Here is a 20126-nt window from a genome sequence, read left to right as displayed (position 1 = left end):
TCATATTGAATGGAATGAAATATCTTCGATTATCGTGAGATTAAACATGAAAACTTTCTAAAAAAATAAAATATTTCTCCTATCGTCGAAAAGACAGGTTTTTTGAAGGTTTTGATTCAAGTTAATTAGCAAACGGTCTAGGTTTATAAATCAAGGAAACCATTGAATCTTTTCCCTGTCCTTACTCCAAACACACTCAATTAAGAAGGAATGAAGCAAATTTTGATTTTAGCACTTGTTTTTGTGATACCCACAGTCACATTCGCTCAGGAAAGTGATACCACCAAAACGGAACCAAAACCACAGCCTACTGATACGATTCCGAACCCACCACAGCAACCGCAAGTCGGGGAGGATGATACGCCAAAGATCATTTATTATCAAAGTACAGAGAGAGATAAGAAGCGGGAACGAAGGCAGGACATAAAGACACTGAGCGGATCGATGAGTCATAGTGGAGGATTTGGAGCGCTCTCTTTTCGAAGTACAAAATTCAGAGATGAATCAATGGTGCTTGGAGGCCTGAGAGGCGGATGGATCATTAACCGAACGCTCGGAATAGGAATAGAGGGACATGGCATTATTCCTACAGCCAAGTTTGACGACATTGAAGCGGGACAGGAGGTGAATATCCTTGGAGGATATGGAGGGATGTTTTTAGAGTTAATTTTCTTCTCCAATGAGGTGGTTCATGTGACTTTTCCTGTTTCAGGTGGAGCAGGTTGGCTGGGATACCAGCGAACCAATGAAGATAACACCATGCCTCAGCCTTTGGATAATGAAGTAGACTCTGACGTCTTCTGGTACGTTGAGCCGGGTGCAAATCTGGAATTTAATATTAGCCGAAACTTTCGGTTAGCGATGGGGGTGAGTAAGCGATTTACGCAAGATCTGGAATTGATCAATACGGAATCTGATGCCTTTGATAAACTCAATTATTTTATCACGTTGAAGATTGGAGGTTTTTAATATTCGTCAGTGACCCGTCCTAAATAAACGTTACAGGTTTAGGATAAAAATAAATCAAGTTTAAAGAGTAGTAGGTATTGACCTGCTACTCTTTTTCATTTTATAGGTTTTAATTTCTATTTCACATTGTTGATGCATCTCTATTGGTGTTTTCATCTGACAAGAGGAATGAGGCCTTATCCTGTTGTATGTATTAATACTTTCCCTGACTAATTGATTCATATCAGTCAGGCTTAATTGATAATCAAGTAAGAACTCGTGCTTGATTATTCCATTGATTCGTTCAGCTACAGCATTAGCATAAGGGTCATAACTTTCGGTCATACTACATTCCAGATTGTTTTGCTTTAAAGCTTGCTGGTATTGGTCGCAGCAATACTGGAAGCCTCTATCTGAGTGGTGGATCAACGGTTGATTAGGATAGTTTCTTTGTTTGACAGCCATTTTCAGAGCTTTCAAAGCCCCTCTTGCTTTCAATGAATCGGAGAGATTGAACCCTACAATCTTCTTTGAATACGCATCGGTTATCAAAGCCAGATACATAGGATAATCCCGATTGCCAACATAAGTGATATCAGACACCCATATTTGTTCGGGTCTGACTGGAGTCATTTCTTCAATGAGATTAGGGTGCTTTCTGAACCAATGATGGGAGTCAGTCGTCACATGATACCCTCTTTTGGGTTCAATAAGCATGTGATTAGCCTTTAAGATGCTGAAGAGCCGATCTCTTCCAACTCCTAACTCCATCAGCTCACCCTTCAAAAGGTGGTACAGTTTTCTGGTACCAACCCTGGGCTGTTTTATGCGTATTTCTTTGATCATCTCAATAACTTTCTGAGCAGTAGCTTGTCTACGTTTTCTTGAATGAATTGCTCGGTAATAAACCTGTCTACTTACCCCAAACAGTCTACAGGTAGCCGTCAGGCTTTCTTCGTATCGTTCTCTGTAGAGGTCGACTGTTCGGGTAAAGAGTTTTTTCGGATAGGAATGGAATATTCCTTCTCTGCCAGTGAAATCATCATATCAAAAATGATTGACTTCTTATCTGCTTGCGCTACCTGATGCTCCAGAAGCTTTTTCTGTTTCTCTAACAGCTTCACTTTTGCTTCCAGCTCCATAACCTTCTGTTCTGGTGTTTTAGGCATGTTGGAGGGTGTTTGATTCTCCCAATCAAAACTACCATACTTTCGCAACCAGTTCATCACTGTTGACCTGGCTTGGATTCCATACTTGCGCTGAGCCGCTTTCGTGGATAGCTCACCTGATTCAATCTCTTTGACTACTTGTAGCTTGAGTGTTAGACTATAGTCTTTCTGAGTCCGCTTTACATATTTCTTCATTACACATTCTTTTGTGTAACGCTATTTCAGGACGAGACACAGCTATAAAATGAAAAAGCCCCTTCCTTACCGGAGGGGCTTTTTACTTGCGATTGGGTTAGGTTTAATCGCGATTTCTTAATGGCGCTAGTTTTTCGTCGTAGGTTAAAGACTTCCAATACTCATAATACTCTTCCTCAGATGAAAGTCTACCGCCAGTATTAGTAGTTACTTTTACATATAGGGTAGGTCGGGAGTAGATGTCTCCATCATAGCTCGAGCTAGCTAAATCAATTCGATACGGAATTCGATCATCTACAATAGTTATCACCATGCCTTTGTTTGCATCTGTATCCACTAACCATTGACTTACTTCAGAACGGCTTAAGAAGAAAGGGATAGTTCCTTCAAACCAAAATCCAGCAGGAAGTCTATACATATCTGAATAAGCATTAGCTCCACCAGTTTCAGTTACCGCTGCACCTGGAGATGACCAGGCAGTAGATCCATCTGAAGTAGTCCAGGTGGCTTTCCCGTCCTCAACTAGTGGTGCATTTTTTGTCAAGGTTTTAATACCGATCCAGTTTTCACTAGCTGGAGGTGTGGCTTTATCATCCAAAACGACTGGTTTCAAATATAGAATAGCTTCTACAACCTGATAAGGATCCTTGACCGTAGACTCTACGATTTCTTTGAGCTTAGGGAAGTAGAGGATAGAATTGGAAGTCATGTTGGCTTCAGAACCTCTATCGACACTCATCGATGTACCATACTCGTTGGTTTCTTCATTTATTGTGACATCAACTACACCACCATAATTAGATAAGCCCTCTGCAAAATAGAATTCATATATTCCATCTGAGTTGCCGTCCTGGCCATTAGTTCCATCATCACCATTGCAGACATATTGAGTGTCATCAACTTCTCCTAAATTTAAAATTCCGTTTCCATTGTCATCTATGCCTGTTCGAATGATCAATCCTCCATTTGTGCACCCGTTAGCAGCTCCACTAAAAGAAGTAATGTCAACTAAGCTATTTTGTCCATTGGAGCCATCCGTTCCATTGCATACATAATAGGTCCCTACCTCTTCGCCGGCATCAATGTTGTTATTTCGATTCATATCGAGCCCAACCTGAATAGCTAAACCGCCATTTGGACAGTTTGTGCCTGGGTTTTCTGTGGCAGTTGAAATTATGGTATTATAACCGTCAGCACCGTCACTTCCGTCAGTACCATTACTGCCATTTAATCCATTACATACTGTATATGTTGTAAGCACTTCATCCCCTCCATCTGCAAGGTCTCCATCATTGTTGTTATCGTAACCAAAAGTAAGAGTAGTTCCTCCATTAGTGCACGAAGCTCCGGCTGGCGCAGAAGTAACGATTACACTTTTTCCATCCATACCGTCAGCTCCATCGCTTCCATTTACACCATTATTCCCGTTGCAGACGTATATGGGACTTCCATACTCCTCTCCGGAATCAAAAACCTGGTTTCCGTTTGCATCCAAACCAAGCTCAATTTTCACACCACCATTTGCACAATTAGCACCACTTGGTTCATTTGTGGTTCGAACAAAGGTGCTCACTCCATCACTTCCATCCGCACCATCACTTCCATTGGTGCCATCCAATCCATTACAAACGTAGTAGGTATAGTCGATCTCATCGTTCTGGAGAACACCATCAGTGGCGACATCATCCATTCCAATATCAATTCTTAACCCGCCATTGGCGCAGTTTGTACCGATAGGTTCAATGGTAGCTTTGGTAATACTAGATATCCCATTTGCACCATCACTTCCATCACTTCCATCTGATCCATTGCTGCCATTCTGACCATTGCAGACGTAATTGTCCGAAACAACTTCGCCTGCTTCAAGCGTGCCATTATTGTTAGAATCCAGTCCAAGTTGAACCCTAATGCCCCCATTTGGACAATTGGCTCCAGGAGATTCGGTGATTACGTTGGATAAAGTGTTAAGGCCATCTGCACCATTCGTTCCGTTTGCTCCATCAGCTCCATTACAGATGTCATACGTTGCATCAACTTCACCTACATCAAGAGATCCACTATCATCATCATCCAAACCAATTTCAATGGTGATTCCTCCATTCGCGCATGAAGTGCTTGGTGTTACTCTGATCAGGCTGGTCAGACCGTTTGATCCTCCAGAACCGCCATCTGCTCCGTCAGTTCCATTGCACACGAAAAAAGAAGTCTGTACTTCTGAATCATCCAATGTAGCATTGCCGTTGGTATCTGCTCCAATTTCGACTAATGTGCCTCCAGCTTTACAATTGGCTCCAGGATTTTCAGGGGAGGTACGAGCGAAAAGCGTAGGACCAGCGCTTCCATCCGTTCCAGCTGAGCCATTGCAGACGAAACTTACAGAAGCGATCTCATCAGCGTCTAATGCGCCGTTTTCATTTGTGTCCTGACCGACAGAAATTTTAACACCTCCGGTCGAGCAATTTTCTCCGGGTGCCTCATTGTCAACCATGACTAATGCATTGAATCCGTTTGTTCCATCTACACCGTCTGTGCCCTCGACTGGCTCTTCAGAACAACTAAAAGCAATAATTAATGAGAAAAGAAAAAGTGTGTGTTTGATTGATTTTAAGGTGATTTTTAACATAGTGGTAGTGGTATGATTTTAAACCATGTGCAATCTAATTAATATGATATTATTTATAAAAAATATAACTATTCTAGCATGTAAATTTATCGAGTTTTGAACACTATTCGTCCATAAGTGAACAGGTAATAAACTATTCTTTCAGTCTAAGTAATTGATAATCATATTATTATGTTTTTTGGCACCTTTTATGGCATTGATGTTAACTGAAAACCTAATTTTGAATCAATGTTTACATCTTTTAAGCTTTTCTTCCGATCAATTAAGCGAAATAAGTTATTTAGCTTCATCAATATCCTTGGGCTAACAGTGGGCTTCTTTTCTTCGATACTCATTTATCTATATGTCCAAAATGAACTGAGTTATGATAATTTTCATGATAAGGGTGACCAAATTTATCGTGTGAACCAAACTTTTATCTGGGGAGAGGATAACCCAAATTTATTTTCCAGTACAGGTCCTGGAGTTGGATATGCAATTGGTGAGGAGATACCGGAGGTCAGGCAAATTGTCCGGGTTCATACGCCTGAATTGAATCCTGTACGGTTTGATTTTGATAGTGAAGAGAAGTTTTTTAACAATGAATACATTTTAGCAGCAGACTCTAATTTTTTTGAAGTATTTAGTTTCCCGCTACTTTATGGAGATGCTGCCACAGTCCTGGATAAACCAAACTCTATTGTTCTCTCTGAGGATATTGCAGTTAAGTATTTTGGTAATGAAAATCCTGTAGGAAAATTGATTGATTTGGGAGGAGGTCCCATCCGGGAAACATATAAAGTGACAGGTGTCGCTAAAAAGATGGATGAAAAGTCATACATCGAGTATGATATGATGATCTCACTTAATAGCATTGATCGTGTTGCCAGGAGCAACTGGAGCTGGATGTGGACTACTTTTGAAACCTTTATTCTGCTAGATGAGCAAGCAAGTCAGGAAGTTGTGCAATCAAAATTGAATCAACTACCTGGAAAACATGCCATCAAAACACTTAAGGTGATGGGTTATACCTATGAAGAATACATCGCAGCAGGAAAAGAATGGAATTTATATCTTCAACCATTTGAGGACATTTACTTGCACTCAAACAATATTTACAATCGATTAAATGATGTCGGAAACATTAAGGTCGTAGGTGCGCTGATTGGATCTGCCATCTTTTTGCTGATATTATCGTGCATTAACTTCATTAACCTAAGCACATCACAGTTTACCAATAAGGCACAAAATGTAGCGGTTAGAAAGATACTTGGAGGTAGTAAGCGAGTGTTTCTTCAGCGATTTTTCGGGGAATCTTTAGCCTATTGCATAGTAGCATGTGCCACTTCACTATTCCTTATTTTAAATCTATTACCTCTTATTAACCAGACCTTGGGAGTAGAGCTAAGTTTATCCGTTTTAGATCAACCATTGATTATACTTTTCATTACCGTGCTAGTATTGGCGGTAAGTGTGGTTGCAGGTTTTTATCCATTTCTGTTCTTCAATTCATTTGGGCCAATATCTGCTTTAAAAGGCGAGCTTCGGTCTGGTAAAAAAGGACTTGGTATTCGTAATGGCATGTTGGTCACACAGTATGTTCTTTCGTTTTTACTTATCATCTGTACCATCACTATTTACAAACAGTTGAATCATGTAATCAATGCTGACTTAGGCTTTTCCAAGAACAACTTGATTGTAGTTGAAAACACTCATTGGACGGGATCTCAAGAAGAATTTGTAGAAGAGCTGGTCAAGCTTGATGGCGTCAAAAATGCTGCGGTTTGTGATGCGCTTCCGTTCTTAATCTATAACGGAGATCAATTCATTCCTGATAAACCTGAAGCCGGCTCATTACCTCTCAACTATGTCCTGGGAGATGATAATTACTTGGATCTTCTTGAAGTGGAAATGGTCGTGGGAAGAAAATTCAATGCTTCATATTCAGATGACAAAAACGGAATTATCATTAACGAAACTGCAGCTAGAACGATAGGCTGGCAAATTGATGAGAACATTTTAAATAAGAAGATTAAAAACTGGAGTGGGGATTACCACATTATTGGAGTGGTCAAAGACTTTAATTTTTTCTCTCTTCATTCCCCAATCGAACCATTTGCTATTTTTCATTCTGAGTCCAATGCACAAGGAGAGAGACCATTAACCAGGGTGGTGGTCAAAACCCAAGCAGCTCAGGATGATCTGGAGCCAATACTTTCCAAGATCAATGGCAAATGGAATGAGTTTGCTACTGGTCGCCCTTTTGAATATGTCCTCTTGGATAATCATTTTGAAAGTATATACACGAGTGAAAAGCAATTTGGAAATGTGCTGTCCTTTTTTGCTTTGCTAACAATAATTATCGCCTCACTTGGTCTTTTTGGAATTGTAGTTTTCTCAGTAGAGCAGAAGCTAAAGGAAATTGGCGTGAGGAAAGTTCTGGGTGCTTCCGTTTCCAGCATTGTTTTGCTATTCTCAAAAAACTATGTCAAGTTGCTTCTAACGGGCTTCTTTATTGCTGTACCTGTGGCATACTATGTTATGAATAACTGGCTCTCAGATTTTGAGTATCACATATCTATGGGTGTGGATATTTTTATCATTTCACTCTCTATATTGCTTTTCATATCTTTAGCCATTTCCGTATTTCAAACGACTAAAGCATCACTGCTAAATCCATCCGAGGTGCTCAAAGATGAATAACTAGTCTAACTCTTTCAATACTTTCAGGGCTTCTTTGATGTGCTTGTCTGCGTTGAAGTCAGCTCTGAAAGTATGAGCTACCTTCCCTTCCTTATCTATGACGAAGGTGACTCTACCTGGGAGCATTCCAAATAATGATGATGGAACCTTAAATGCCTTGTGAGCTTGCTTTCTAGGATCGCTTAATAATAGGAAAGGCAGGTTTCGTTTGTTGGTAACATTTTTGTGAGATTCTGCACTATCTCTGCTGATTCCAATCACTTCCGCACCGGCTTCTTGAAACTGTTCATAATGATCCCGGAATCCACATGCCTGTGCAGTGCAAACAGATGTATTGTCTTTTGGATAAAAGTAAATTACCATTGGATTGCCCACCAGGTCTGAAAGAGATACCATTTTGCCATCCTGATCTTCCAGTCGTAAGTAAGGTATTTGATCTCCTTTATGAAGCATTTTTTCTAAATGTAATGAGAAGAATAGGTAAAAGGCTCAAATCAATAATTAACGCGATGAGCAGAGAGAGGCTAACAAAGAGACCTAAGTAATAGGTTGCACCAAAATTGGAAAATAAGTAAAGCGAAAATCCGACACTCATAATAATTGAAGTAATTAGCATCGCACTGCCTGCGTGCTTAAAGGTGTCGCCCATCCGTTTCATCGGATCAGCATTTTTGTTTTTTAAGTAGTAGCTCATCATGTGTATGGTATCATCCACAGCAATTCCAAAAGCAATGGTGAAGATGATAGAAGTCGTCATTTTTAGGGATATGCCAAACCACCCCAATATACCAGCAACCATAATGAGAGGAATAATGTTTGGAATCAAACTGATGAGAAGCAGTTTCCAGGATTTAAAATAAATACCCAGAATCACTCCAATGACAATGATTGCCGTGATCAAACCCTTTAAAAGATTAATGGAGAGTAGCTCATGACTTTTATCAATGAGGTAGGTGGTGCCAGTAATTCGATAGTCAACGATGCTGCCATCAACGTTTTCCTGAAAATATTTTAACATTTTTTGATTTCTAATGTCAGTTTCATGGGAGCCTAGTTCCGGAAAGAAGCCAATTAATCGACCCACCTTACCGTCTTCAGTTACAAGCTTATCCAGTCGCTTTGGATCAATTCGATTTTTTAGTCTGATGGTACTTCGATAGGAGCGCTCTGAATCAGGATAATCGTAGTTTTCATTAAGTCCTCCATTATTTACCATGTTTAGGTATTTGATGATTGTTGCTGGAGATTGAACCTTTGCGATTGGATACTCATAGAGCAGGTATTCTTCAATTTTCACAATCTCGTTCATGACTTTCTTATCCCAAATGGACATAGAAGTATCAGCTACTTCCACTCTGACCTCATAGGGCTTAGACCCACCCAACTCTGCATCTGCATACTCAAAATCCTTTCGTACTTGCGAGTCCTCAGGCAGATCATCCAGAAGGTAGGAGTTAATCCTCAGCTGAGTAATGCCAGGTATTAAGGCCAACACAACTAGAGCACAGACGACTATAACAGGTTTTTTCTTTGAGACGAGAATACTAAGCCATTTATCCGGTACTTCTAGTATTCTTTTATCAGCAGAAAAGTTGGTGATGGAGGCTACAAGCAAACCAAACGTAAAGGTGATGATGAAAGCAAAAATGATCCCAATAGCAGCAAAAACACCAAGAAATTGAACTGGCTCAGTGTTTATCCAAATGAGACTTAGAAACCCGATAGCCGTAGTGACAGAAGTAAGCAAGGTGGGTACCCATACAATTTGCAGTGCGGTCTTTAATTTTTCTTTTGCTTCAAGACCACCTGATTTTTTGAGTGCATTCATCAAGTGCACTGCATCAGACATGGATACAAAGAATAGGATTGGAGGGAGAAGCGAGCTAAGAAGGTTGATTTTTAATCCTATCAACCCCATAAGACCAAACAACCACACAATAGAAAGCAGGCTGATTAAAAATGGAAGTAGAGCTGATTTAAAGTTTCTGAAAATCAGTAGGAGTAAAAGAAAACTAAGTGAGAGAGATCCAATTAAAAACTTTCCGAAATCATTTTGAATATAAGAAATAAAAACACCCGAAGCACTCAATTTACCCACCAATCGAATATCACTTATTCCAAAATTTCTGGCTTTACTTCGGATGGCCTCCAGCAGTTTTTCACTGCGTGCCTGATCGGAAAAATGTGCATGGTGCATGTATATACTCAGTGCACCACCACTGTTGCTAAAAGCTGACCGATAAAAGGGATTCCCAAAAACCCTGGAACTGTCTTGTTTGATTTGATAGTCAGTAGGACTATCGGTGTGAATCAATGGAAAAATGATCAGACCAGTTGGACTTTTAACTACGTGTTGAAGAGAAAGCGGTGAATACACATTTTCAACATCATCAATGTCTGCTAAAGACTTTTCGAAGGCAGCAGCTAGTGCCAAAAATTCCTTATCAAAAATTCCTTCTTCTCGCTCAAGGATAATGTGCAGGTAATCATTGTCATATCCAAATTGTGCTACATGCTGCGCATAAGCTTTGCTATCCGGATGATTGTTAGGAAAAAATTTTTCAAACTCGAAATCAAAAGCTACATATTGAAGATTCCAGCCCAAAAGCAGCGTTATGGCGACCAGTAAGCTGCTCATAATCGCCTTTCCCTTTGGGGTAATCAACCGCTCGACATATTTATCTAATCGTGGGTTCAGTGTTTCTTCGTTTAAAAGTTAATTTTGTTACCAAACTACGAACAGAATGCAACAATACCTGAACCTAATGCAACATATCCTGGACAATGGTACCGAGAAAGGTGATCGGACCGGAACAGGGACAAAGAGTGTGTTTGGTTATCAGATGCGATTTGATCTTAGTGAGGGTTTTCCATGCGTGACAACCAAGAAGCTTCATTTACGATCGATCATACATGAATTGCTGTGGTTTCTTCAGGGAGACCAAAATATTAAATATCTCAAGGATAATGGCGTTTCGATCTGGGATGAATGGGCCGATGAAGATGGCAATCTAGGGCCAGTTTATGGAGTACAATGGAGGAGCTGGGAAACACCGGATGGTCGAAAAATTGATCAGATAAAAAAGCTGATTGATGGGATTAAGAACAATCCGGATAGCCGGCGACATATCGTAAGTGCCTGGAATGTGGCAGATGTAGATGATATGGCTTTACCTCCATGTCATACGCTATTCCAATTCTATGTGGCAGATGGAAAATTAAGCTGCCAGCTTTACCAACGCAGTGCAGATGTGTTTTTAGGAGTTCCTTTCAACATTGCATCCTATGCCTTATTCACCATAATGGTGGCTCAGGTGTGCGATCTTGAAGCTGGTGATTTTGTGCACACGTTTGGAGACGCACATTTATACAGCAATCACATTGAGCAGGCACACCTGCAGTTGAGCAGAGAACCTAGAGATCTTCCGACTATGAAGATTAATCCTGAGGTTAAAGATATTTTCAACTTTAGGTTTAAAGATTTTGAATTGATAAACTATGACCCACATCCACATATAAAAGGTGCGGTGGCTGTGTAACATTTTGAATGAAGAGATAGTCAACTAACCAACGGTAACTCATGGCAGAAAGTAGTGGAATATTCGATATGATTGGCCCGGTTATGATTGGCCCATCCAGCTCCCATACGGCGGGCGTGGTACGTATCGGAAGGGTTACCAATAAGATACTCGGAGGCGTACCGGAGCATGCAGACATTATTTTTTATAATTCGTTTGCACGAACGTATGAAGGACATGGGAGTAATCGAGCGATTTTGGCTGGATTGATGGATTATCGAACGGATGATAAGCGAATAAAAAATGCACTGGATTTGACAGAAGAGGTCGGGCTTTCTTACAAGTTTCGGTCTATCGGTAGCGCAAGTACTTTTCATCCCAATTCTGTAAGAATTAATGCAGTGAGAGGGGATAAGAAAGTAGAAATACTTGGAGAGAGTCGGGGAGGCGGAGTTATCCGAATTAAAGAAGTGAATGGCTTTGATTCAAATTTTACCGCCAGTATGCACACGCTTATCATTGAAGCGGATGATGTGAAGGGTAGCATTGCGTTTTTCACAGAGGTACTCTCGCAAGATGAATGCAACATTGCTACGATGACTGTCTCCCGAAAGGGAAAGAACGATTTGGCATGCCTGATTCTGGAAATGGATTCAGGAATTGATGATATAACACTACAGTATTTAAAGAAGAGGAAGTGGGTGCATAAGGTCATCTACATACCTGATATAGACAAATAATATGAGAAAAACAGGACTAATCACCACACTGATTTTACTATGTTTTGTAGCGGTCAGTCAGGAGAAACGTGTGCTATCCTTACAGGAATGCATTGATATCGCCGTTGAGAATAATTTAACGGTGCAACGGAGTGAATTAAACTTACAATCGGCACAGGTCGGCTTATTGCAGGCTCAGGCTCAGCGATACCCGACACTAAATGCGAATGGCAACTTTGGATATAACTGGGGTAGAGGTATTGACCCTACCACCAACCAATTCATTGATCAACGGATAAATTTTAATGGAGTTAGTGCGAACACTTCATTACCTCTAATTAATGGCCTTCAGGTACATAACTCAATCAGACAGAATAAACTCAATGCTGAAGCTTCTGAATTCGACAAGCAGAAAGCGATCAATGACATTTCGTTAAATACAGCTTTGAATTATGTGAATGTGATCTTTAATAAGGAATTGCTGGAGAACGCACGATTTCAGTTGGAATCAAGTCAGCAGCAACTGGACCGAACAAGCTTGTTAGTTGAGTCAGGTGCTCTTCCGCTGGCAAACAAGTTGCAACTGGAGAGTCAGGTAGCTACAAATGAAGTAAACCTGATCAACGCACAAAACAATCTTGATTTAGCAGTTTTGACACTAAAACAAGGGATGCTATTGCCTCCAGGAGAAGAGATCGATATCGTTATCCCGGATGTTACTGTTGATCAGGCTGAAATTGGAGAAACATCTATCATGGAGCTCTACAATGTCGCGCTCGCTAATCAACCGGAAATAAAAAGTGCCGAATTAAGGGTTGAAAGTGCAGATGTAGGACTTGATGTTTCTAAGGGTGCGATGTATCCTACGCTCTCCTTGAGTGGATCTATGAGTACCAATTATTCTGACGCCTTTCAGGATGTTTCTGTACTTTCTGCCACACCAACGGGACAGTTAAGTCCGACGACCTTTCAATTACAAGATGGAACACAGGTTTTTGAGCAGGATTTTGATGTTCAACTGGAAAGCGAAACAGTTCCACTCTCTACACAATATGACAATAACCTGAATACCCGGTTATCACTGAATTTGAGTGTGCCTATTTTCAATGGATTCAGGACAAGATCTGATATTCAGCGATCAAAAATTTCATTGCAGCAAGCCGAAATAAATCGGACGGAGCAAGAGAATATTTTGTACCAGACCATCGAAACTGCTTACCGAAATGCCGCTGCGGCAGCTAAGACTTATCAGGCGTCATTAAAACAGGTGGCTTCTTTGGAAGAAACATTCAGAGCAGTAGAAAATCAATACAACAATGGGGCCGCCAATTTTGTTGATTATCAGCTCGCTTCAAATAACCTATTTCAGGCTAGAACAGATCTATCCAGAGCTAAATTCGATTACATTTTCCGAAAGAAGATTCTGGAATTCTACCAGGGAATACCATTAACATTTTAAACCAATCGCCAACGTAACTAGAAAAAAAAATCATGGCTAAGAAGAAGAAAAAATCAAATAATAAAATTTTATATGTCCTGGGAGGAGTAGTGCTATTCCTTATCCTCTTTGCGATCATTGGTAAGTCACAAGGCTGGGTTGGACAGAAAAAGAAAATTCAGGTGGAGGTCTCAAAAGCAGAGAAAAACACCATTATTGAGAAGGTAAGTGCTTCCGGACAGGTTCAGCCGGTGGTCGAAGTTTCGTTGAGTCCTGAGGTTTCAGGCGAGATCATTGAGATGGAAATAGAAGAGGGTGATAGTGTGAGCAGGGGAGACTTCCTTTTGAGAATTCGTCCCGACAATTTTCAGTCAGCGTATGATCAGGCAGTTGCAGGTTTAAATCAGCAAAAAGCAGCACTTGCACAGGCAAAAGCTGCTCGCGCAAGAGCAGCAGCAAATTTTAAACGTGCTGAACAGGATTATAATCGTCAGAAAAAGCTCTATGAAGAAAAGGTGATTTCTGAGGCGGACTATCAGCTGGCAGTGGCCAACTATGAAATTGCAGAGCAAGATTATGAGTCAGCAAAGGAAAGCGTGAATGCTGCAGAATATATTTTAAGTAGTGCTCAGGCCAGGGTTGCAGATGCAAGAGAAAATCTTCGACTTACCAGCCTGACTGCTCCAATGAGCGGGATAGTTTCTAAGCTTCCTGTTGAACTTGGAGAGACTGTTTTGGGAACTTCACAGTTTCAGGGAACCGAGGTAATGCGGATAGCTGATTTATCAAAGATGGAAGTACAGGTAGATGTAAATGAAAACGACATCATACGTATTTCTGTGGGAGATACAGCAATCATTGATGTGGATTCCTATTCATACATGGATAAGACCTTTAAAGGGATAGTTACTCACATAGCCAATACCGCTAATGATAAAGTGTCAGCAGATGCGGTTACTGAATTTGAAGTTCGCATTTTGATTTTGAACACCTCGTATCAAGATCTGATTAAAGAAGAAGGCTTGAAATATCCTTTCCGACCTGGCATGACTGCTAGTGTTGATATCATAACCGAAGTGAAAAAGGATATATTAACAGTGCCATTAGCTTCCGTAACGACTCGCTCAGAGGACGACAAGGATGATGAAGATGATTCTTCAGCAACGGACAAGCTTGCTGATGAGGAGGTCAAAGAGGTGATCTTTGTGGTTGCGGAAGGAAAGGCTGTGAAAACGGAGGTTGAGACAGGTATCAGTGACTTTGACCGGATAGAGATCATTTCAGGAGTAGAGGAAGGAACAGAAGTCATATCAGGACCATTTTTAGCAGTCTCTAAACGATTAAAAGACGGTGATGATGTAGAAGCCAAGTCCGATGACCAGCAGAAAAAAGATTCTGCCAGTGAGGGCGAATAAAACGAAAAATTCTTCTGTCCCTGAATAAGGGATTAACAACTTGATGTTGCTTTAGCTAAATAAAGGTCGAACTAAAGCAACATCAAGTTTATGAAAAAGGCACTACTACTCTCCCTTATACTATTGGCTCTAATATCCTCATGTGGAAGCGATGATGAGCCTACTCTTACCCATGAAATGGGCTCTTGGGAACTTGATAGTTACATTCTTGTAAATGTTCCTGCAGACTATTCTAATAATGACGGCCGTATTTTTGAAGTTGATGAAATTTCTTTCGGAGGCTTAGTAATTGACTCGTACGAAATTTCCCTGAACTCTGATATGACTTATGAAAGGAGCATTGGAGTGGCAGGACCAGATATTAAGGATAATGGCACATGGGTTCTTGATGATGATGTCTTAATACTCACTGGCGAGGATGCAGATCAAGACGAAGAATATGACATTGAAGAGAATGATAATGACCAACTTTGGTGGAGTGTTGAAGCCCAATTTTCATTAATAAAAAATTCAGTAGCTGACACGCTAACACAAGAGTGGGTAGACACATTAACGGATGAAGAGTTTTTCGACCTCTTTGATGCAGTGTCAGTTGACCTGATTTATGCATTTGAAAGACAATAGGAGAAAGGTAAGTGTCCATGAGGGTCTTATCCTTTTTACTTGCCGTACTACTCTCTACTTTCGCTTTTTCTCAGAGAGTCCTGAATGGACAGATTAACGATGCGAATGGAGAAGCATTAATTGGTGTTACCATCTTTAATGAAAGCACTCAGAATGGTGTGATAACTGATATAGATGGCAACTTTTCCATTTCTGTAAATGCTTCAGATGTGCTTGTCATTCGAATGCTGGGGATGAAGACCCAACGAATAACCATCAACAACCAGTCCTCTTTAAATATTACGCTTGAAGAAGACATTCTGATAACCGATGAGGTCGTCATCACAGGATTTCAAGAGGTGGATCGGAAACTATTCACAGGAGCATCAGAAAGCCTTAAAATGGATGATATACGTCCGCAAGGGATGGTGGATGCCAGCAGAGTACTTGAAGGTCAGGTGGCTGGTGTGAATGTCGATAACGTGTCTGGAACATTCGGAACCTCTGCCAGAATCCGCATCCGAGGGAATGCATCCATAAATGGAAATAATCAGCCGTTGTTTGTTGTGGACGGGGTAATTTTGGAAGATCTTTCAAACGTTGATACCGACGATCTCATTTCAGGCAATGCCAATACACTGGTTAGTTCATCTATTGCCAATCTCAATCCAAACGACATTGAGTCTTTTCAGGTATTAAAAGATGCATCGGCTACAGCAATTTACGGTGCAAGAGCAGCAAACGGGGTAATTGTAATTACGACAAAGCAAGGCAGAAGTGGCCAGTTAAGAATTAATTATAATGCGAATTTTTCGGTCAAACTTCGCCCTACTTATAATCAGTTTGATTTGCTTAATTCGGCAGAAGAACTGTCCGTTTATCGAGAATTAAGCAGGAAAGGAATAGTGGATATTAGCTCATCTGTTCGTGCCAGAAACTATGGGGCATTAGGCAAGATGTACACCCTCATCGCCAATCATGAATTGGAATGGGGCCAGGGAGGAGGTTTGAACGAAACGTTTCTTAACCAATATGAAAATGCCAATACAGATTGGTTTGATGTGCTTTTTAGGGATTTTGGATTACAACAACAGCACTCATTGAGTTTCACCACCGGGAGTGAAAAATCCAATAATTATTATTCGATAAGCTTTTTAAACGACCAGGGGCAGACCATTGCAGATCAGGTAAAGCGATTTACGGGTACTGCAAGAAATACTTATTTCATCTCAGATCAATTTAATTTTGGTTTAAAGCTAAGCGCCAGTTATCGAGATCAAACTGCGCCAGGTACGCGAAATCGTGAACTGGATCCCATTACTGGCCAGTTTAACCGGGACTTTGATATAAATCCTTATAGCTATAGCTTGAATACCGCTCGATCAATTCGACCCTATGATCAAAACGGAAATCTTGAATTCTTCAGGCGAAATTTTGCTCCATTCAACATCTTGCATGAACTCGATAACAACTTTATTGACATACGAGTAATAGATGTTTCGGCACAAACGGACTTTGAGTTTATGCCCAGAGACCACATTTCTTTAAAGGGAGTATTTCAAGTCAGATATGCTAACACAGAGCGCGATCACACCATTACTGAAAACGCCAATCAAGCGGAGGCTTTTCGAGCAAACGGAACACAGTTCATTCAACAAGCCAACAACCTACTTTATAATGATCCTAACAATCCAGGGCTCAATCCAGTAGTGGTTTTACCACAAGGGGGGTTCAAATATCTGGATAGGAGCGAATTGTTGAATTTTTTTAGTCGGGTCAGCGGAGATTGGTCCAAGACCTTTAACGAAATACATGAGGTAAATGTATTGGCTGGTCAGGAGCTAAGGCTGACAAACCGAACCGAATCTTCTTCCACTGGGCTAGGAGTGGTCTATGAGAGCGGAGGAGTAGTTGTCACCGACCCAAATATCATTGAGTTTTTTAATCTTCAGAATATTGATTACTTCAGTCTTGATCAGGAAAAAGACCGGTTCATTGGTTGGTTTTTAAATGGTGGCTATGCTTACAATTCTAAATATGTAGCCAATTTCACATTCAGATATGATGGGTCTAATCAGCTGGGTAAGAGTAGAGAAGCACGCTATTTGCCAACGTGGAATGTAAGTGGAGCATGGAACGTCTACAACGAATCATTTATGCAACAGGTACCCACAATAACGGATGTGAGACTTAGAGGTACCTATGGAGTGTCTGGAAACCTTCCCCCGCAAGCAAGTGCCCGCCTCAATCTGCAATCAGATGTTACCATTCGCCCCACAGATGTGGAACCATACCTATTCATTGCTGATCTAACAAATGAAGATTTAACCTGGGAAAAACTAAAGGAATTTAATGTTGGGCTTGATTTCGCTCTATTCAATCGGAAAATAGATGTGACCATGGACTATTACATTCGTAATTCGTTTGATTTGATCGGAGTGGTTCAGACCAGTGGAGTGGGTGGTCAGGGATTAAAAGTCGGAAACTTTGCCGATATGAAGATCATTGGGTACGAGTTCTCAATTAATTCTACCAATTATGAAAGAAATGGATTTACCTGGCGAACAAACCTCAATATGGGCTATAGTAGAGATCGTATCACCAAGCTCGATTTTGGACCAAGATATGTAGATGCGATCGGTCAAAATGGTGCAGCGGTCTTAGGAAGACCCAGGCGATCCCTCTATTCGACAGATTTTGCCGGTTTAAATGATCAAGGAGTACCAACCTTTATAAACAGTGAAGGTCAGCGGGTGCTACAATTTGATCTGCAAAGCAGGGAAGGAATAGAAGATGCACTTGTTTATGAGGGCTCTGCTGAACCGCGTGCATCGGGAGGATTTACGAATATCATTTCCTATAAAGGATTGACCTTAAATGTATTATTGTCCTTTAAGTGGGGATACAAAATTCGTCTCAATGACGCATTTTTTGAAACATACACGGATTTCGATGCATTGCCTGGACAGCTGGTCGATCGATGGGCAGTACCAGGCGATGAGGAGCTCACCAATATTCCAACCATTGTAGATCGGAATGTGGCCCAGTCTGATGGGAATATTGTGTTGGCATATCGTCTTTTCAATAAAAGTACCGAGCGGATCGCAAACGGAGACTATATCAGGTTGAAAACGGTAAGGTTGAGCTATCAATTACCGGACTCATTTATTAGTAAAGTGGGCTTTCAGCATGCCAATGTTTCTGTAGAGGGACAAAACCTGGCCTTGCTATACGCAGACAGAGAGAATCTTAGAGGTCAGGATCCGGAGTTCTTCAGTTCAGGGGGAGTATCATTACCTCAGCCACGATTAATCACTTTTTCACTAAATGTGGGGTTCTAATTTTGAAAGCAATCAGAAACATAGGATTACTTAGGTGGTGGATGGTCTGGATCATCTTCTTCAGTTCATGTAATGATTTTCTGGATGAAGATCCCGATAACAGAGTGACATTGGACAATCTTGAGAAAGCTTCTCAACTGCTCGTCAACGCCTATTCGACTGCCAGTCCTAACTTCACAGAGTGGATGACAGACAATGTTCAATTCACGCAGGGCACAAACAAAAGACTGAGCCATCAGCAAATGTATGCATGGGAAGATGTGACCACCGGACCAACGGAGCAAGACACCCCGGACTTTTATTGGTTTCAAACATATACAGCTATTTCTCATGCAAATGAAGTCTTAGCCATCTTGGATGAATTGCCAATCAACGGAGAAGATGATATTGCAAGAAGAGATGCTGTTGAAGCGGAAGCTCTTTTAACCAGAGCATACGGTCACTTTATGTTAGTCAATCTATTTGGCCCACACTTCGGAGAAGGAGGAGACGGCATACCTTACGTAAAAACACCTGAAACAACCTTTTTGGGAACCTATGAAAGACGTTCGGTCAATCGCGTTTATGATGATATAGAGGACGATCTTTTAGAAGGGCTGCAAAAAGTGGATGATAGTTTTTACAGTAATTCTGGAAAATATCATTTTAACAAAAATGCTGCGTTGGCGTTTGCATCAAGGTTTTACCTGTTTAAGCGTGATTTTGTTCGATGCAAACAATATAGTGATGCGCTGCTCGGCTCAAATCCAGGAGCGTTTGTTAGAGACTTGACTTCCCAACAATTTCAAGCTGCAAGTTCTTCGGTAATTGAATATCCTCGACTTTACACCTCACCGGAACTAGCAGCTAACTTGATGCTGATGAGGAAAATATCGCTATTCCAGCGTCCGGATTTTGCATATGGTCCCGAATCGAATTTTTATAGTTCACTATTTGCAGCATCTGTTTTTGGTGGCCTGACAGACGAAAGAGAAAATCCGGCGTTTGTTAAGGGAATTAATGCAGTGTTTCCTGCTCGATATGAAAGCCTGTTTGAGCGAAGTAGTCTAAACTCCTCAGTGGGCTTCCCATATTATATTCACATAGCCTTCACTGGTGAAGAGGTACTATTGAATAGAGCCGAGGCGAATGCGTTTTTGGGTAATTTGGATGAATCCATTGCAGATCTGCAGGTACTCAGCGAGAAACGATTTAGTGGAGGAACACCGACCTTGACACTAGAGGATCTTCGAACATTCTACAATAGTACGGATGATGCCAATAACATCCTTTCTTACATCATATTCCTTGAACGAAGGAAGGAGTTCATCATGCAGGGGCTAAGGTGGTTTGATTTGAAAAGATATTTTATTCCGGTTATTCATGATCTGGAAAATGGATCCACGGTATCATTGAATGCTGAGGATCTTAGAAAAGTACTTCAAATTCCTGTCTCGGCACAAGAGGTAGGAGGTCTTGAACCAAATCCAAGATAG

The 20126-nt window shown here is 40.9% G+C and carries 14 protein-coding genes; 9 read left to right on the top strand and 5 right to left on the bottom strand.

From position 1 onward, the window contains the following. Positions 1–210: 210 nt before the first annotated feature. Positions 211–969, top strand: coding sequence for a hypothetical protein (locus ACP14Y_RS00905; RefSeq protein ID WP_424961089.1), 759 nt, complete (start codon positions 211–213; stop codon positions 967–969). A 60-nt stretch (positions 970–1029) separates the two neighbouring features. Here the strand turns inward: ACP14Y_RS00905 and ACP14Y_RS00900 are convergent, their stop codons facing one another. The 3 genes from ACP14Y_RS00900 to ACP14Y_RS00890 all read right to left on the bottom strand — a co-directional run bounded on the left by ACP14Y_RS00900 (position 1030) and on the right by ACP14Y_RS00890 (position 4935). Then, on the bottom strand, positions 1030–1878 hold the full coding sequence (locus ACP14Y_RS00900) for an IS3 family transposase (protein ID WP_424964413.1): 849 nt from the start codon (positions 1876–1878) through the stop codon (positions 1030–1032). Between the two features lie 14 nt (positions 1879–1892). Further along, positions 1893–2312, bottom strand: coding sequence for a transposase (locus ACP14Y_RS00895; RefSeq protein ID WP_424961088.1), 420 nt, complete (start codon positions 2310–2312; stop codon positions 1893–1895). Between the two features lie 103 nt (positions 2313–2415). Beyond that, the gene (locus ACP14Y_RS00890; protein WP_424961087.1) at positions 2416–4935 is read right to left on the bottom strand and encodes a DUF7151 family protein; all 2520 of its coding nucleotides are present in this window, start codon (positions 4933–4935) and stop codon (positions 2416–2418) included. Between the two features lie 228 nt (positions 4936–5163). Between ACP14Y_RS00890 and ACP14Y_RS00885 the strand changes: the two genes are divergently transcribed. Continuing rightward, the gene (locus ACP14Y_RS00885; protein WP_424961086.1) at positions 5164–7617 is read left to right on the top strand and encodes an ABC transporter permease; all 2454 of its coding nucleotides are present in this window, start codon (positions 5164–5166) and stop codon (positions 7615–7617) included. Here the strand turns inward: ACP14Y_RS00885 and ACP14Y_RS00880 are convergent, their stop codons facing one another. After that, complete coding sequence (locus ACP14Y_RS00880) at positions 7618–8070, bottom strand: peroxiredoxin (RefSeq protein WP_424961085.1); 453 nt, start codon at positions 8068–8070, stop codon at positions 7618–7620. It lies immediately after the preceding gene. Beyond that, positions 8060–10255, bottom strand: coding sequence for an efflux RND transporter permease subunit (locus tag ACP14Y_RS00875; protein ID WP_424961084.1), 2196 nt, complete (start codon positions 10253–10255; stop codon positions 8060–8062). The genes ACP14Y_RS00880 and ACP14Y_RS00875 overlap by 11 nt, the downstream gene beginning before the upstream one ends. Positions 10256–10361: 106 nt before the next feature. Here ACP14Y_RS00875 and ACP14Y_RS00870 point away from each other — a divergent pair, with 106 nt between their 5' ends. The 7 genes from ACP14Y_RS00870 to ACP14Y_RS00840 all read left to right on the top strand — a co-directional run bounded on the left by ACP14Y_RS00870 (position 10362) and on the right by ACP14Y_RS00840 (position 20126). Next, positions 10362–11156: a thymidylate synthase gene (locus ACP14Y_RS00870; RefSeq protein WP_424961083.1), complete on the top strand. Its 795-nt coding sequence runs from the start codon at positions 10362–10364 to the stop codon at positions 11154–11156. A gap of 41 nt (positions 11157–11197) precedes the next feature. Beyond that, positions 11198–11875, top strand: a complete 678-nt coding sequence (gene sdaAB / locus ACP14Y_RS00865) for an L-serine ammonia-lyase, iron-sulfur-dependent subunit beta (protein WP_424961082.1) — start codon at positions 11198–11200, stop codon at positions 11873–11875. 1 nt (position 11876) lies between these two features. Further along, a complete protein-coding gene (locus ACP14Y_RS00860) occupies positions 11877–13313 on the top strand; it encodes a TolC family protein (protein ID WP_424961081.1) in 1437 nt (478 codons plus the stop codon). A 32-nt stretch (positions 13314–13345) separates the two neighbouring features. After that, positions 13346–14707, top strand: a complete 1362-nt coding sequence (locus tag ACP14Y_RS00855) for an efflux RND transporter periplasmic adaptor subunit (protein WP_424961080.1) — start codon at positions 13346–13348, stop codon at positions 14705–14707. 90 nt (positions 14708–14797) lie between these two features. After that, positions 14798–15331 (top strand): hypothetical protein, encoded by a 534-nt coding sequence (locus ACP14Y_RS00850; RefSeq protein ID WP_424961079.1) that lies wholly within the window; start codon positions 14798–14800, stop codon positions 15329–15331. Positions 15332–15348: 17 nt separating this feature from the next. Then, positions 15349–18651: a SusC/RagA family TonB-linked outer membrane protein gene (locus ACP14Y_RS00845; protein ID WP_424961078.1), complete on the top strand. Its 3303-nt coding sequence runs from the start codon at positions 15349–15351 to the stop codon at positions 18649–18651. 2 nt (positions 18652–18653) lie between these two features. Further along, positions 18654–20126, top strand: coding sequence for a RagB/SusD family nutrient uptake outer membrane protein (locus ACP14Y_RS00840; RefSeq protein WP_424961077.1), 1473 nt, complete (start codon positions 18654–18656; stop codon positions 20124–20126).

Origin of the sequence: Ekhidna sp., from assembly GCF_965247405.1 — a bacterium.
In the GTDB taxonomy this organism is placed as follows: Bacteria; Bacteroidota; Bacteroidia; order Cytophagales; family Cyclobacteriaceae; genus Ekhidna.
The sequence above is the reverse complement of the archived record's forward strand: the minus strand, read 5'-3'. Positions and strand labels throughout refer to the sequence as shown.